The 16,272-nt window shown below is 44.4% G+C and carries 9 protein-coding genes and 2 tRNA genes; 2 read left to right on the top strand and 9 right to left on the bottom strand.

Going from position 1 to position 16,272, the window contains the following annotated elements; all coding sequences use genetic code 11:
- Positions 1-100 precede the first annotated feature (100 nt).
- The 7 genes from asnS to carB all read right to left on the bottom strand — a co-directional run bounded on the left by asnS (position 101) and on the right by carB (position 10,535).
- The gene (gene asnS / locus BACINT_RS00170) at positions 101-1,504 is read right to left on the bottom strand and encodes an asparagine--tRNA ligase (protein ID WP_007659589.1); all 1,404 of its coding nucleotides are present in this window, start codon (positions 1,502-1,504) and stop codon (positions 101-103) included.
- A gap of 28 nt (positions 1,505-1,532) precedes the next feature.
- Positions 1,533-2,987 carry a pseudouridine synthase gene (locus tag BACINT_RS00165; protein WP_021967242.1) on the bottom strand — a complete coding sequence of 485 codons (1,455 nt, stop codon included), beginning with the start codon at positions 2,985-2,987 and terminating at the stop codon, positions 1,533-1,535.
- Positions 2,988-3,129: 142 nt separating this feature from the next.
- Positions 3,130-4,476: an adenylosuccinate lyase gene (gene purB / locus BACINT_RS00160; protein ID WP_007659582.1), complete on the bottom strand. Its 1,347-nt coding sequence runs from the start codon at positions 4,474-4,476 to the stop codon at positions 3,130-3,132.
- A gap of 151 nt (positions 4,477-4,627) precedes the next feature.
- Positions 4,628-4,702: transfer RNA gene (locus tag BACINT_RS00155), tRNA-Val, on the bottom strand.
- 30 nt (positions 4,703-4,732) lie between these two features.
- Positions 4,733-4,807: transfer RNA gene (locus tag BACINT_RS00150), tRNA-Val, on the bottom strand.
- Positions 4,808-4,992: 185 nt separating this feature from the next.
- Positions 4,993-7,197 carry an alpha-L-rhamnosidase-related protein gene (locus BACINT_RS00145; RefSeq protein WP_007659580.1) on the bottom strand — a complete coding sequence of 735 codons (2,205 nt, stop codon included), beginning with the start codon at positions 7,195-7,197 and terminating at the stop codon, positions 4,993-4,995.
- Positions 7,198-7,316: 119 nt separating this feature from the next.
- Positions 7,317-10,535 carry a carbamoyl-phosphate synthase (glutamine-hydrolyzing) large subunit gene (gene carB, locus BACINT_RS00140; protein ID WP_007659579.1) on the bottom strand — a complete coding sequence of 1,073 codons (3,219 nt, stop codon included), beginning with the start codon at positions 10,533-10,535 and terminating at the stop codon, positions 7,317-7,319.
- 541 nt (positions 10,536-11,076) lie between these two features.
- Here carB and BACINT_RS00135 point away from each other — a divergent pair.
- Positions 11,077-11,718, top strand: a complete 642-nt coding sequence (locus BACINT_RS00135; protein ID WP_007659571.1) for an HU family DNA-binding protein — start codon at positions 11,077-11,079, stop codon at positions 11,716-11,718.
- Positions 11,719-11,791: 73 nt separating this feature from the next.
- Positions 11,792-12,886 carry a tryptophan--tRNA ligase gene (gene trpS, locus BACINT_RS00130; RefSeq protein WP_007659570.1) on the top strand — a complete coding sequence of 365 codons (1,095 nt, stop codon included), beginning with the start codon at positions 11,792-11,794 and terminating at the stop codon, positions 12,884-12,886.
- 87 nt (positions 12,887-12,973) lie between these two features.
- Here the strand turns inward: trpS and BACINT_RS00125 are convergent, their stop codons facing one another.
- A complete protein-coding gene (locus tag BACINT_RS00125) occupies positions 12,974-14,167 on the bottom strand; it encodes an OmpA family protein (protein WP_007659568.1) in 1,194 nt (397 codons plus the stop codon).
- A 113-nt stretch (positions 14,168-14,280) separates the two neighbouring features.
- Positions 14,281-16,209, bottom strand: a complete 1,929-nt coding sequence (gene mutL / locus BACINT_RS00120) for a DNA mismatch repair endonuclease MutL (RefSeq protein ID WP_007659567.1) — start codon at positions 16,207-16,209, stop codon at positions 14,281-14,283.
- Positions 16,210-16,272 lie beyond the last annotated feature (63 nt).

Raw genomic sequence — 16,272 nt, 5'->3', positions numbered from 1 at the left:
CAAATATAAGTATTTATTTTGATATTATAACAATTTATCTATAAAAAAAGAGCCCGCACAACCAAGATTGTGCGGGCTACTTCATCTGTTTATTTATGAGTTAAAACTCTGCATTACGCGGTGTACGCGGGAAAGGTATCACATCACGAATATTCGCCATACCCGTCACGAACAGAAGCAAACGCTCAAAGCCCAGACCAAAACCTGAGTGAGGACACGTACCGAACTTACGGGTATCGAGATACCACCACATATCCTTCATAGGTATATGCATTTCGTCAATACGCGTCAACAACTTGTTGTAATCCGCTTCGCGCTCGGAACCACCAATAATCTCACCAATCTTCGGGAACAATACGTCCATTGCACGTACCGTTTTACCATCTTCGTTCTGCTTCATGTAGAACGCTTTGATTTCCTTCGGATAGTCAGTCAGGATAACCGGACGTTTGAAATGTTCTTCCACGAGATAACGTTCGTGCTCAGAAGCCAGGTCCACGCCCCAGTATACCGGGAATTCGAACTTATGACCTTTAGCAACAGCCTCTTCCAGTATCTTAATACCGTCCGTATAAGACAAACGTACGAAAGATTCCTTCAATACACTTTGCAGACGTTCAATCAAACCTTTGTCGAACATATCGTTGAGGAACTTCACATCATCAGCGCAGTTATCCAAAGCCCACTTCACACAGAACTTGATAAATTCTTCTGCCAGATCCATGTTGTCCGTAATGTCATTGAACGCAACTTCCGGTTCCACCATCCAGAACTCAGCCAAATGGCGCGGAGTATTAGAGTTTTCTGCACGGAATGTAGGACCAAACGTATAGATAGCTCCCAATGCCGTAGCAGCAAGTTCACCTTCCAACTGTCCGGAAACCGTCAGACTGGCCTGCTTACCAAAGAAGTCGTCATCATAAATGATAGAACCGGCTTCATCCTTCTTCAAATCATAGAGGTTCTTCGTTGTTACCTGGAACATTTGTCCGGCACCTTCACAGTCGGAAGCCGTGATGATAGGTGTATGGAAATAGACGAAACCTTTCTGATGGAAAAAAGTATGGATAGCTATCGCCATGTTATGACGAATGCGGAACACTGCACCAAAAGTATTCGTACGGGGACGCAAGTGAGCAATCTCACGCAGAAACTCCAGTGTATGGCCTTTCTTTTGCAAAGGATATGTATTATCACAAGTTCCCAGAACTTCAATTTCACGAGCCTGAATCTCAGCTTTCTGGCCGGAACCTACAGATTCCGTCAGTTCACCATTCACGCTCAGACAAGCACCGGTAGTAATGTCTTTCAGCATCTCTTCATCAAAGTTTGCCAAATCTACCACAACCTGCACATTATTTATTGTAGAACCGTCATTCAGGGCGATAAAATTAACTTGTTTACTACCTCTGCGGGTACGAACCCAGCCTTTCACGTTGACCATAGCGCCAAAATCTTCGCGCTTCAATACATCAACAATCTTTGTTCTACTAATCTTTTCCATAAATTTGTGTTAAACCTATATTATATAATTACTCAAAAGAGCCCATGCGCAGGTAGTTTACTTCCTGTTCGCTCAAATAGCGCCATTCGCCACGACGCAAGCCCTTCTTAGTCAGTCCGGCAAAGAATACGCGGTCGAGTTTCACTACCTTGTAGCCCAGTGACTCAAATATACGACGAACAATACGGTTCTTACCTGAGTGGATTTCAATGCCCACTTCATCCCGTCTAACATCGTCCGTATAACTGATAGCATCTGCATGGATTTCACCATCATCCAACTGAATACCAGCTGCAATCTGATCCATATCAGCTTTTGTCACATTCTTATCTGTATGTACGTGATAAATCTTCTTCTTCAGGAACTTCGGATGAGTCAACTTAGAAGCCAAATCACCGTCATTCGTCAGTAGCAATACACCTGTAGTGTTGCGGTCCAGACGACCTACCGGATAAATACGTTCATCACAAGCACCTTTCACCAAATCCATTACCGTGCGGCGTGCCTGCGGATCATCCGAGGTAGTCACAGTATCTTTCGGCTTATTCAGCAAGATATAGATCTTACGTTCGATACTTACCGGCTGATCGTGGAATTTCACTTCGTCACCGCGTTTGATCTTGGTTCCGAGCTCTGTAACCACTGCTCCGTTTACAGAAACCACACCTGCTGTGATGAATTCATCTGCCTCACGACGAGAGCAAACGCCTGCATTAGCCAAGAACTTATTCAAACGGATCGGTTCATTAGGATCAGTAAACTGCTCCTTATATTCTATCTGCTTCTTACGGCTATACTTTGCATTCGGATCATAATCCGGTGTACGGCGTTGTTGAGGGCGGCCATATCCACCCGGTCTTCCACCACCATTGGGATTAAAACGCGGACGTTGAGGACGATCGCCATAAGAAGAACCACCATAAGATGAACTTCCATAAGGACGCTGAGGACGGTCGCCACCATCACCACTATTGTAGCGTGGACGATAAGGACGATCATTGTTATAGGAACGCTGTCCACCATCACCACTATTAAAACGTGGGCGCTGAGGACGGTCACCATAAGAAGGACGCTGAGGACGATCACCACCTTCACTGTTATAGCGAGGACGGTAAGGACGGTCACCACCACTGTTATTTCCATAGGATGGGCGTTGCGGACGATCGCCACCTTCGCTGTTATAGCGCGGACGATAAGGACGGTCGCCACCTTCACGGTTGTAAGACGGACGGTCACCATATGAACGTTGTGGACGTTCACCACCTTCGGCATTAGGATTAAAGCGCGGGCGATACGGGCGATCACTGCTGTAAGCACGCTGTGGACGATCACCACTTTCGCTGTTAAAACGTGGACGATAAGGTCGGTCACCACCTTCACGGTTGTAAGACGGACGGCTGTAATTGTTTTCTCTGTCAAATCTGTTGCCTGAATTCTCCTCATTGGAAGAATCGTCACGCCAAGTTTCGTTTTCTGTACTCATTGTTTTATTCGAATAAAATTAAACGTTGGCCTCACGGCCATTCTATTATCACTTTTATACCTTATTATATATGTATACTATATTAACAATCACCAGATTTAAAATGTTGGCTTCATTATCCGGCTATTTTTTCCTACTCTTTTTAAATACCTGTATATGTATGGGGAGTAATGACGCGCAATTCTTTCTTAATCTCTTCGCTTACATTCAACCCTTCGATAAATTCTTTTATGGAAGCTTCCGTAATAGCCTGGTTGGTACGGGTCAATGCTTTCAACGCCTCATACGGATGCGGATATGCTTCACGGCGCAGGATAGTCTGAATAGCCTCAGCTACCACGCTCCAGCAATTATCCAAATCACGATAAATAGCAGTTTCATTCAGCAACAACTTACGCAACCCCTTCAACGAACTTTGAATGGCAATTACGATATGTCCAAACGGAACGCCTACATTACGCAATACAGTAGAATCTGTCAGGTCGCGTTGCAAACGAGATACCGGCAATTTCACAGCCAGATGTTCCAGAATTGCAGTAGCTATACCCAAGTTACCTTCCGCATTTTCAAAGTCAATCGGATTCACCTTGTGCGGCATAGCACTGGATCCCACTTCACCAGCTTTGATCTTCTGCTTGAAATATTCCATGGAAATATATTGCCAGAAGTCACGGTTCATATCGATCATCACTGTATTAATGCGTTTCATTGCATCAAAGATAGCGGAAAGATTATCATAATTGGAGATCTGCGTAGTATACTCTTCGCGTTCCAATCCCAGCTTTTCAGCAACGAATTTGTTACCGAATGCTTTCCAGTCAAACTCCGGATAGGCAACATGATGTGCATTGTAATTTCCGGTAGCACCGCCAAACTTAGCAGTAATGGGGCAAGCCTTTAATGTAGCCAATTGGCGTTCAAGACGATAGACGAACACCATTACCTCCTTCCCCAAACGGGTAGGAGAAGCCGGCTGACCATGTGTCTTAGCAAGCATAGGAATAGCAGCCCAGTCTTCCGCATACGTGCGAAGCTGCGCTATCAATTCCTCTATCTGCGGATAGTATACCTGTTCCAGAGCTTCCTTGATAGACAGAGGCACAGAAGTATTATTGATATCCTGTGAAGTCAGTCCGAAATGAATAAACTCTTTATAGTCATCCATTCCACCCATCTTATCAAACTCTTCCTTCAGGAAATATTCCACGGCTTTCACGTCGTGGTTTGTCACACTCTCAATATCCTTGATACGCTGTGCATCAGCTTCAGAGAAGTTACGATAGATATTTCTTAAAGTTTCAAATACACTTTTGTCTACGCCTTTCAACTGCGGCAAAGGCAGCTCGCACAAGGTGATGAAGTATTCCACTTCCACTTGCACGCGGTATTTCACCAAGGCAAACTCCGAGAAATAAGCCGCCAAGGCATCCGTTTTTCCTCTATATCGACCATCAATCGGAGAGATAGCTGTAAGTAAATCAAGTTCCATACGTCGTATTTTGATAATTATCGAGCCGCAAAATTAGCGTTTTTTTCTGAGTAACAAGCCATAAAGAGACAAGAAAGTTAAGAAAGGACGTTAACAGATAAAAAAATAGCCCTGCAAGAACTTGCAAGTCTATTTAATAATTTTACATCTGTGGGCGTTGACGGATTCGAACCGCCGACCCTCTGCTTGTAAGGCAGATGCTCTGAACCAGCTGAGCTAAACGCCCTTTTGGACCGAAAGTGCTTGTTTTTTTTAGTGGGCGTTGACGGATTCGAACCGCCGACCCTCTGCTTGTAAGGCAGATGCTCTGAACCAGCTGAGCTAAACGCCCATACACTTTCGTTTCAAAAGCGATGCAAAGGTACAGCTTATTTTGATATTACCAAAACAATTGCGAACTATTTTCTAAGAAATTTATACAGAAAGATATATACTTATTGAATTTCAGCATTTTAAATAAGTAACTTTTTTCTGAGACATTTCACCAACATAATCGCTATAAACCGATTCTTCGCCTTACGGAAGAATATGAGTACCCGGTGAAAGCACTTTTTCCTTACTGCCAGGCAATGCCACTACTGCCGTGGTGCCTTGCGGAACAACCACTTGAATACCGAGTTTATGATCTTGCTGCCTTATATCAACCCTGATGTCACCATAAAGAGTAGGCACCACCGCCGAAGCTTTATTCAACGAACCCAGTTGCGGAGCAACACGGAATTGCTTAAATCCGGGAGCAAGTGGTTCTATTCCACACAGTTTTTGACTCAATATAGTCAGCGGGCCGCCACTCCATGCATGATTAATAGTACCTCCACCAAAACCTTCGGCGCCTATCCCCCACCCTTCAAATAAGGTGGTATAAGGATATGATATCATTTTAGCATAACGGTCGCGCATACGTTTCAATGCAAACTCCGGTTCGCCCATCATAAACAAGGCTTCCATTACATACTTTTCCATATAAGGACTGGCATGATATTCCTTCTTGAAAACCTTTAGCAAAGCTTTATATCTACCGACCGGTGCCAATCCACTCACTACAGCCATTGCCTGCGCACGGTCATCCGTCTCCCCATTATGCAATTTGGAACGATAAGCCTTACCATTCCAATAGCGGGCGTCAAAAGCCGCAGAGATACGTTTCATCATTTCACCGATCTGATTGGCATCATACAGTTTACGCAGATGAAGGGCAAACTCTTTTTCAGCCTTAAGAGCCAGATAATACCAACAGGTAGTAAGAACCTCCATATCAACATCCGTTCCCCAATCGCCCCAACTCCAATCACCCGGACGAACCACAGGCATACCTTGGCCATCAACCTGCCAGACTTCATGCAAATACTTCTTCAGGCCGTCGTAAATATGCGGAACAAAAGAATAATCGTCACTATAGAACGCTTGCGTGTAGAATCCATACCAGCCTACAGACGCAAGCATCTGCAAAGGAAGTTCCTTACACCAGTTCAACGATGGAACAGGAGAAGCAATAACGCCGTCCGGACGTTGCCAGTTCATCAATTCATAGATACCTTTTGCGGCCAACTGCCAACCGCGCGGATCAAGTACATAGAAAGCTTCACCCAACTCATTTACTTCATCTCCCCACCATTGAGCACGCTCACGATCAGGACAGTCCATGTAATTATCGCGCATGGTAATATATAAAGTACGCGCACTTCGCTTCCACAATTCATTATAGAAATCATCATCGCATGCGAAAGAACCTTTCATATCCGCATTATAACCCGTTTCCCGGTATTTAACGCCCAGCACTTCCACGCCGGCAGGAACAACATAAAGCACCTCATGACCATTCATCCAGCCGAAACTTTCATATTCCTGCTCACCCTCACGAGTAATGTATTCAGCTCTCACATTATTAGCACTTCCTCCCGTATAATTATCGGTCAGCATGCCAACCACCAATCCGGCAGGAGCCTTTACATGCAGATAAGGAGTTATCTGACAATTATAGGGCAAACGGCACCGAATAGTATCCCCTTTTTCATTTTTGACTACTTCCGGATAATCCGTTAACCCACCATTCTTCCACATCGGAATGGGACGGGCTACCAATTTTCCAAACGGCATTTCGTTCGGAGCCACAATTTCGATAGATGCTCCCAGCTTTCCACTGAAATCCGGCATATTCCAACCTGCCAATTCCTTACGGGCATCAAAGCGGATATTACTTTCGGATAAACGATAATTGGGGAATGGGGCTTCTGTATTCTGATAAGCCCGATACACACTACATTGCCAGCTCTTATCACTGACAATGGATAAATTTGCCCCTTGGGCACAAAACAACAAAGCTGCCGTTCCACTATTCACATGACTGAATCCGTTTTTCCCGAAATGCCACACCAGCAGAGCAATGATATTCTCCCCCTTCTCCAGATAAGGGGCAATATCCACCTGATCATAATAAGTCGCTCCGGGAGCAGGCCCCCGTTTCAATCCGCCTTCAAACACCACCATCTTGCCGTTAATCCATAGCCAATACTTAGAATCCACAGCGATATTTGCAATCATCTCACCCGGAACGCCGGGCAGATGCACCGTTTTACGAAAACAAAGCCAGGTATTCGGAGTACTTTGACAATGTTCACTACCAATCCATTTGGATTGAGGAAGGAAATCATCTGCTGCCTTTAATTGTACAGCAGCCAATATACAAACTAAAACAATAAAGAAATGGGGGATTTTTTTCATGGTTTAAGAACGCATTCTGGTTAAACAATAACTAAACCTTATCTTACCCACAAAGATAAGCATAAAAAAAAGAGATGCCAATTTAGCATCTCTTTTTTTAACTTCAGGTAAATACCTGATTACTTATATTCTTGCCAACTCTTGATAGCAATATCTTCCAGCTTCAATTCGCAGAATGCTTCGATAAAGGCACTTGCCAGACGAGCATTCGTAATCAACGGAATGTTATGGTCGATAGCACCACGACGAATACGGTAACCGTTCGTCAATTCACGCTTCGTATGGTTCTTCGGAATGTTAACGATCAAGTCGAACTTGTGTTCAGCTATCATCTTCATTACATTGTTCTCAGCATCAGGGCGTTCATCCGGCCAGTAAACAGCTTCGGTAGATACACCATGAGCATTCAAGAACGCAGCCGTACCTGCCGTTGCATAAATCTTGTAGCCTTTATCGAAAAGTACACGACTGGACTCCAACAAATCTACTTTTGATTTCATTGCACCGGAAGAGAACATAACACCTTTTTGAGGTATCTGGAAACCTGTAGCAATCATTGCACTCAGCAATGCTTCTGAGAAGTCATCACCGATACAACCAACTTCACCCGTAGAAGACATATCCACACCCAGTACCGGGTCTGCCTTGTGCAAACGAGAGAAGGAGAACTGAGAAGCTTTCACACCGATCCAATCAATATCGAATGCTGATTTATCAGGACGTGTATAAGGAGCATCCAGCATGATGCGGGTAGCCGTTTCTATAAAGTTGCGTTTCAGCACTTTAGAAACAAACGGGAAGCTACGAGAAGCACGAAGGTTACACTCGATTACCTTCACTTCATTGTTACGTGCCAGGAACTGGATGTTGAACGGACCGGAGATATTGAGTTCCTTCGCAATCTGACGGCTGATCTTCTTAATGCGACGTGCCGTAGCAAAGTAAATCTTCTGTGCCGGGAATACCAACGTAGCATCACCAGAGTGCACACCCGCAAATTCCACATGCTCGGAAATAGCATATTCCACCACTTCACCATTCTGTGCTACAGCATCAAATTCGATTTCTTTTGTATTCTGCAAGAATTGAGAGATTACTACCGGATATTCCTTTGATACCTCAGCAGCCATCTTCAAGAAGTTTTCCAATTCTTCTTCATCATAGCATACGTTCATCGCAGCACCCGAAAGCACATAAGACGGACGAACCAATACCGGATAACCGACCTTTTCTACGAAACCTTTCACATCTTCCAGACTGGTAAGTTCCTGCCAAGCCGGCTGGTCAATACCCAGTTGGTCGAGCATTGCAGAGAACTTGTTACGGTTTTCAGCACGGTCGATAGAGATAGGAGAAGTTCCCAGGATGGGTACTGACTGACGGTGCAGCTTCATTGCCAGATTGTTCGGAATCTGTCCACCTACAGATACAATTACACCACGAGGCTGTTCCAGGTCGATAACATCAAGTACACGTTCGAAAGAAAGTTCGTCGAAGTAAAGACGGTCGCACATATCGTAGTCAGTAGATACAGTTTCGGGGTTGTAATTGATCATAATAGACTTATAACCCAACTTGCGTGCTGTCTGCACTGCATTTACCGAACACCAGTCGAACTCTACGGAAGAACCGATACGGTAAGCACCGGAACCCAGTACAACTACTGATTTTTCATTCTTATAATAGTTCACATCATACCCTTCAACGGCATATGTCATGTACAGGTAGTTAGTCAGTTCCGGATGCTCGGAAGCTACGGTATTGATACGCTTCACTGCCGGCAGAATACCCAACTCTTTACGACGGGCACGCACCATCAGGTTTTCCTTCTCCATATTACCTTGCGGATCGAGTACAAAACGTGCAATCTGGAAGTCAGAGAAGCCCAGCACTTTTGCTTGACGCAATACATCTGCCGGAATATCTTCCACCTTATTATATTGAGAAAGTTTCAACTTATAGTCAACAATGTTCTTCAATTTGCCAAGGAACCAGGGATCGATCTTCGTCAGGTCGAAGATACGGTCTATTGTATAGCCATTTTCCAAAGCTTCAGCAATAGCGAACACACGCAAGTCCGTAGGACGTGAAAGTTCGCGGTCCAGATCATCAAAGTGCAGGTCGTTGCCTACAAATCCATGCATACCTTGACCGATCATACGCAACCCCTTCTGGATAATTTCTTCGAAAGAGCGTCCGATAGACATGATTTCACCAACAGACTTCATGCTGGAACCGATTTCGCGAGATACACCAACGAACTTCGTCAAGTCCCAACGAGGGATTTTACAAATCAGGTAATCCAGTTGCGGAGCCACGTATGCAGAATTCGGAGTTCCCATTTCACCAATCTGGTCGAGTGTATAGCCCAATGCAATCTTAGCGGCAACGAATGCCAACGGATATCCTGTAGCCTTAGAAGCCAAAGCCGAAGAACGGGACAGACGAGCATTTACCTCGATCACACGGTAGTCGTTTGTTTCAGCATTGAATGCATACTGAATGTTACATTCACCCACGATACCCAAGTGACGGATACACTTTGTAGAGAGGTCTTGCAACATCTTCACCTGTTCGTCAGTCAGTGAACAAGTCGGAGCTACTACGATAGACTCTCCCGTATGGATACCCAGCGGGTCGAAGTTTTCCATGCTTGCCACTGTAAAGCAGTGGTCATTTGCATCACGGATTACCTCGAACTCAATTTCTTTCCAACCTTTCAGAGACTCTTCTACCAGAATTTGTTTAGAGAAAGCGAAGGAGCTTTCAGCCAGTTTCAGGAACTCTTCCTTATCCTGACAGATACCGCTGCCCAAACCACCCAGTGCGTAAGCAGATCGAACCATAACCGGGAAGCCAATGCGTTCAGCAGCCGCAATAGCATCTTCCATGCTCTCTACAGCCTGGCTGACAGGAGTCTTCATCTCGATCTCGTCCAGTTTCTTCACGAAGAGGTCACGGTCTTCCGTATACATGATAGCTTCTACCGAAGTACCCAATACGCGTACACCATATTTGTTCAGGATACCACTTGTGTACAACTCAGCACCGCAGTTCAAGGCAGTCTGACCACCGAAAGCCAACAGGATACCATCAGGTTGTTCCTTCTTGATGATTTCTTCTACGAAATAAGTAGTTACAGGCAGGAAATAAACCTTATCTGCGATACCTTCCGAAGTCTGGATAGTCGCAATGTTCGGGTTTACCAATACTGAACTGATACCTTCTTCACGCAAAGCTTTCAATGCTTGCGAACCGGAATAGTCGAACTCCCCGGCCTGACCGATCTTGAGTGCACCTGAGCCCAAGACCAACACTTTCTTCAAATTCTTTTCCATATATTCTCTTGTTGTCTATTAAGTTTCTTTCTATACATTCGGGCACAAAAAAAAATGCGTTACCCAACAAAGGATTAACGCATTACCAAAGAACTAACAATATCTTCTCAGAGAAAGAGAAATCATCGACTAACGAATGAAATTCATTCGAATGCAGATTATATGTATCTCTTTTCCCGTGTTGTTGCATTGTTGCTTTAAAATTTGTGCAAAGTAACGACTTATTTCAATAATAAACAAATTATAGCCCATGAAATTAGCTTTATTATAAAGTCACGTTCTCCTTACCACAAAAACATAATAAACCTGCTACAAAACTTTCTCACTCCGGTTTTAAACTTTATCTTTGCACTGAAGATCTATATCTTCAAACTGAACATAAGCACCTTCAACTTGAAGATATTTATCTCCAGCCTGAATATAACTTTTCTTCCTAATCACAGGTATCTCCATCCCTAAAGAGAAGGCACCTCAAAGTTAAGGAGAGTCTTCATTTATCATTAACTGTTAGCACGAACATCATTAATAGCATTAAAATACAATGGCTGAATATGAAATGCAGGAGTCGAACCTGCCAAATGAAGAGGGCAAACGAATCCTCTTTCCACGCATGAAGTTATGGAACCAAGTAAATCTGGAATACATTGCGAGCAACATTAATTATGCCAGTACCTTCACCCCGGGAGACATCATCGGATTGGTACACTCGCTCACCCAAGAGATTGCCTACCAAATGGCACAAGGCAATTCGGTAAAGGTAGACGGACTGGGCATCTTCACGCCAGCACTGGGATTGCGCAAAGGCAAAGAACGGGAATCGGGCGAGAAAAAGGGACAGCGACGAAATGCGATGAGCATCTGCGTACAGAATATTAATTTCCGTGCCGACAAGCAATTCATCGAGGAAACCGGAAGACGCTGCATATTAAACCGCTCGGAGATAAAGCCCAACCGCTCATCCTCAAAATACACGCCGGAACAACGGTTACAACTGGCACAAAAATATCTGGAAGAACATCCTTATATGAGAGTGAATGACTATTGCCAACTAACCGGTCTGCTGCGAAACACCGCCGCCAAGGAGCTGAAGCACTGGAGTGAAATGCCGGAAACATGCATTACTACCAACGGACGAGGTTCGCATAAGCTCTATGTGAAGCGGAAAGAAACAGCTTTTCCTTGAGGTTTCGATAAATATCGGTATCTTTGCAGTCATATTAAAATTCACGAAAGAAAAAACAAAGAAAATCATAGATATGACTAAAGAGAAAATCATCCTCACGGGCGACCGCCCAACAGGACGCCTGCACATAGGACACTATGTAGGCTCATTGAGAAGAAGAGTAGAGTTGCAAAACTCCGGTTTATATGACAAGATATTTGTCTTCATTGCTGATGCACAAGCATTAACAGACAATGTGGACAATCCGGAAAAAGTACGCCAGAACGTTATCGAAGTGGCCCTTGACTATCTGGCATGCGGACTGGATCCGGAGAAAAGCACCATCTTCATCCAATCACAAATTGCCGAATTATGCGAGTTGAGCTTTTACTTCATGAATATGGTAACTGTGAGCCGCCTGCAACGCAATCCTACTGTGAAAGCCGAAATCCAACTACGCAACTTCGATGCCAGCATTCCCGTGGGTTTCTTCACCTACCCCATTAGCCAGGCAGCAGATATCACAGCTTTCAAGGCAACAACTGTCCCTGTAGGTGAAGACCAGGAGCCAATGCTGGAGCAAGCCCGCGAAATCGTTCGTCGCTTCAACTATATCTATGGTGAAACGCTGGTTGAACCGGAAATCCTTCTGCCTGACAATGCCGCTTGTCTGCGCCTTCCCGGAACAGACGGAAAAGCCAAAATGAGCAAGAGCCTGGGTAACTGTATCTACCTTTCCGACTCTGCCGACGAAATACAGAAAAAAGTGAAGAGCATGTACACCGATCCCGATCACTTGCGTGTACAAGACCCGGGTAAAGTAGAGGGCAATCCTGTCTTCACCTATCTGGATGCCTTCTGCCGTCCCGAACACTTCGGTCTTTACCTGCCCGACTATCCGAATCTCGATGAACTGAAAGCGCATTATCAACGTGGCGGTCTGGGTGATATGAAGGTGAAAGGATTCCTGAACTCCATCATGCAGGAGACACTGGAACCGATTCGCAACCGCCGTAAAGAGTTTGAGAAAGATATACCTGCCATCTATGAGATGCTGAAGAAAGGCTGTGATGCGGCACGCGAAGTTGCTGCTGCCACACTGGACGATGTACGCAAAGCGATGAAGATAAACTATTTCGACGATGCGGAACTGATAGCTGAACAGGTGAAGAAATTCAGTGCAGAATAATTCCCGCACTATTATCAAATAGAGAAACGCCCTGCCTCCCATAGATTAACGAGAAGGCAGGGCGTTTCCTTGCTTATGAAAGTACTATTAATTGGCAGATTTCACTAATACCACACGGTTCAGAATTGGCTGACCAAATTTGTCTACACCACCACCAGCTTCAATATTCAAGCGGTCGGCAGCAATACCGTAATTCTTAACCAGTGCATCTTTAACAGCTTGTGCACGTTTCAAGCTCAATTCTTTGTTGAATGCCGGAGTACCGGTTGCAGAGTCTGCATAACCATTCACGGTGTAAGTTACATTCGGGAACTGCTTCATCTGTTCTGCCAGATAAGACAAATTCATGATTTCACGCGGAGACAGTTCAGCAGAACCGATTGTGAAGAATACAGTACGCGGTGCGATATCCGGATCCGGAACGATTACTTCTGTTTCTGTAACTTCGGCTACCGGTTGGTTTTGAGCCTGTATCAAAGCATTCTTCAACTGTGCATTCTGCGCACCCATTGCGGCCAACTTATCTTGCATAGCAGCCAACTCGATTTGAGAAATCAACTGCGGCATCGGACGACGGAAACCACGGGCAGGGAAACGGTAAGTCAAACCGACTGTAGCACTCAGTACGCCATCATATCCATGATCGCCACCAACTTCACCATCGAATTTATCTTCAACGCCCATTGCACTTAATTCCAGATTAATATCGAATGCATTCGAAATACGGAATTTATTGATGATACCTGCATTCACAGACAATGCCTCGCGATGAGGTTTTGAATAGTTGTGGGTAAAACCGGCACCGACATAAGGAATAATTTCATAAACACGATGCTGATTGTAACCACCGAAAAGCGCATTCAGATTGAACATCACATCAGCATGGAGGTTCATATAATCAAAACGCTGTTTATAATAACCGTCTTTCATCTGAGTGCCTTTTACATAATCTGCTCCTGCATCATATGTGAAACCTCTTGCTTGAAGACCGCTATATTGCAAACGCAATCCTAAACCAGGGGTAAACCATTTACCGACGGAAACATTCAGTGTCGGACTAATACGTTTGCCAAAACTTCCGGCTGAATCGTTATCACCAAATGTAGCTTCGGCACCACCGCCAATAGAGAAGAACCAATTGCTCCAGAAAGGATTCGTTATCACCTGATACTTATCCTGTACCTGGATTACTTCATACTCTACAACTTCACTTGTACTGTTCTGCGCCCAGGCGGCAGAAGTCAGACCGGCCAAAGCCAGCAACATTAGAATCTTTTTCATATACCTAAATAGTTAAGTGGTTAATTTAAATTCATTATTATAACTGACTAAATAACACCATCCCCACTAAAAGGTTTTTGAAAGAGATTATTTTTTGTTATTACCTTTAATCTTTATCGCGAGAATAATTTCTCAATATCCTCTTCTTTTATAGTTGACAATACGGTACGTCCATCCGGTGTATAGTTTGGAGTAGGGCAAGCAAACAGGCTATCTACCAAATTAGCCATTTCTTCATTGCTCAGCACTTGTCCATAAACGATTGCCGCAGCCTTTGCCAGCGTCAAAGCTAATATGGTTTGCACTTCTTCTTTTACATCATTTCCTTTTTCCATGGCAGTATGTACCATATTGCGCACCAGCTCCACAGGATTCAGCCCTTCAATGCCAGACGGAATACCATTGATAGCATAACTGCCACCGCCCAACGGGGTTAATTCAAATCCAACTGCCGAGAAGTCTTCCATAATGCTTTCCAACACAGCAGCTTCCGAAGCCGGCAACTGTACGATTTCCGGAAACAGGACGCCCTGAGATACTCCCTGCTTCTGACTGATCTGATTCATATAACGTTCAAACAATACCCGGATATGTGCCCTGTGTTGGTCTATCAACATCAAGCCGGACTTCACCGAAGTCAGAATAAAACGTCCCTTGAATTGGAAATGCTGCGCTCCCTTTTCCACTGTCGGCTCATTAGCATACAACGGTGCAGATAAGGAAGAAGAAGCCTGCGTTTCCGGTATATATGGTGTACGTTCTTCGGACATATCAGTCGATACCGGCGCAGAAGCCCAATCTGTTTCATCCACAAAGGGTTCTTCTTCCATCGGAGCATTCATTTTGCTGGCTTTTTCCAGCCCATCGTACAATCCTTCCCAGTCTACTTTCGGACGAGAATAGTTGCCACCGCTATAAGAAGAGGCAGAAGAAGTTTTAAACGGATTGAAGTCTGAATTATAATGCACTTTCGGCGGTTCTATCGGGCGTGTCTGATCAAATGCCGGAATATCAGGCATACCTTCGGTATCAAAATCGATAGATGGTACAGCATTAAATTTGCCCAATGATTCTTTAACAGACGCAGAAAGTATCTGCCAAATCGCTTGTTCATTTTCAAATTTGATTTCTGTCTTTGTGGGATGTATATTCACATCTATATTTGCCGGATCTACCTCAAAATAAATAAAGTAAGAGATCTGCTCACCAGCCGGAATCAGCTGTTCATAAGCATCCATCACTGCTTTATGGAAATATGGATGACGCATATAACGGCCATTCACAAAGAAGTATTGATGAGCACCTTTTTTTCGTGCCGTCTCCGGCTTGGCTACAAAACCCGATACCTTCACCATAGTGGTATCCACATCCACCGATAGCAAATACTGGTTCAGCTTTTTGCCAAACACAGCAAGAATACGTTGCCGAAGCGGCATAACCGGCAAATTAAACAGTTCGGTATCATTGCTATATAGATAGAATGCCACTTCGGGATGTACCAAAGCGATGCGTTCAAATTCTGTAAGGATATTGCTAAGTTCCGTAGAATTCGCTTTCAGGAATTTACGACGGGCAGGAATATTAAAGAATAAGTTTTTAATGGAGAAGTTACTCCCTTTAGGGCAGGATACCGCTTCCTGACTTTCTACTTTAGAACCGGCTATCACAATCCGTGTACCCAGCTCTTCATTTGCCGTACGGGTTTTCAATTCTACTTCTGCTACCGCAGCCACAGAAGCCAATGCCTCGCCACGAAATCCCATCGTACGTAAAGCAAACAAATCGGCTGCTTCTTTTATCTTAGAAGTGGCATGGCGTTCAAAGGCAAGGCGTGCATCCGTTTCGGACATACCTTTTCCATCATCAATCACCTGAATGCAGGTTTTTCCTGCATCCGTCACTAATACGTGTATTTCTTGTGCTTCGGCATCAATCGCATTTTCTACCAATTCCTTTATCACAGATGCCGGACGCTGAATCACCTCTCCGGCAGCAATCTGATTGGCAACCGAATCGGGCAGCAAATGAATAATGTCGCTCATTATAATTACAAATTATGAATTATGAATTACAAATAACGAATAACAACAGATTACATGATGCCA

It is taken from the genome of Bacteroides intestinalis DSM 17393, from assembly GCF_000172175.1.
Classification (GTDB): Bacteria; Bacteroidota; Bacteroidia; order Bacteroidales; family Bacteroidaceae; genus Bacteroides; species Bacteroides intestinalis.
The sequence above is the reverse complement of the archived record's forward strand: the minus strand, read 5'-3'. Positions and strand labels throughout refer to the sequence as shown.

Coding starts and splice junctions, on each gene's coding strand:
- trpS (WP_007659570.1), top strand. CDS start 11,792: ATGACTAAAGAGAAAATCATCCTCACGGGCGACCGCCCAACAGGACGC.
- carB (WP_007659579.1), bottom strand. CDS start 10,535: ATGGAAAAGAATTTGAAGAAAGTGTTGGTCTTGGGCTCAGGTGCACTC.
- BACINT_RS00125 (WP_007659568.1), bottom strand. CDS start 14,167: ATGAAAAAGATTCTAATGTTGCTGGCTTTGGCCGGTCTGACTTCTGCC.
- BACINT_RS00145 (WP_007659580.1), bottom strand. CDS start 7,197: ATGAAAAAAATCCCCCATTTCTTTATTGTTTTAGTTTGTATATTGGCT.
- BACINT_RS00135 (WP_007659571.1), top strand. CDS start 11,077: ATGGCTGAATATGAAATGCAGGAGTCGAACCTGCCAAATGAAGAGGGC.
- BACINT_RS00165 (WP_021967242.1), bottom strand. CDS start 2,987: ATGAGTACAGAAAACGAAACTTGGCGTGACGATTCTTCCAATGAGGAG.
- purB (WP_007659582.1), bottom strand. CDS start 4,476: ATGGAACTTGATTTACTTACAGCTATCTCTCCGATTGATGGTCGATAT.
- asnS (WP_007659589.1), bottom strand. CDS start 1,504: ATGGAAAAGATTAGTAGAACAAAGATTGTTGATGTATTGAAGCGCGAA.
- mutL (WP_007659567.1), bottom strand. CDS start 16,209: ATGAGCGACATTATTCATTTGCTGCCCGATTCGGTTGCCAATCAGATT.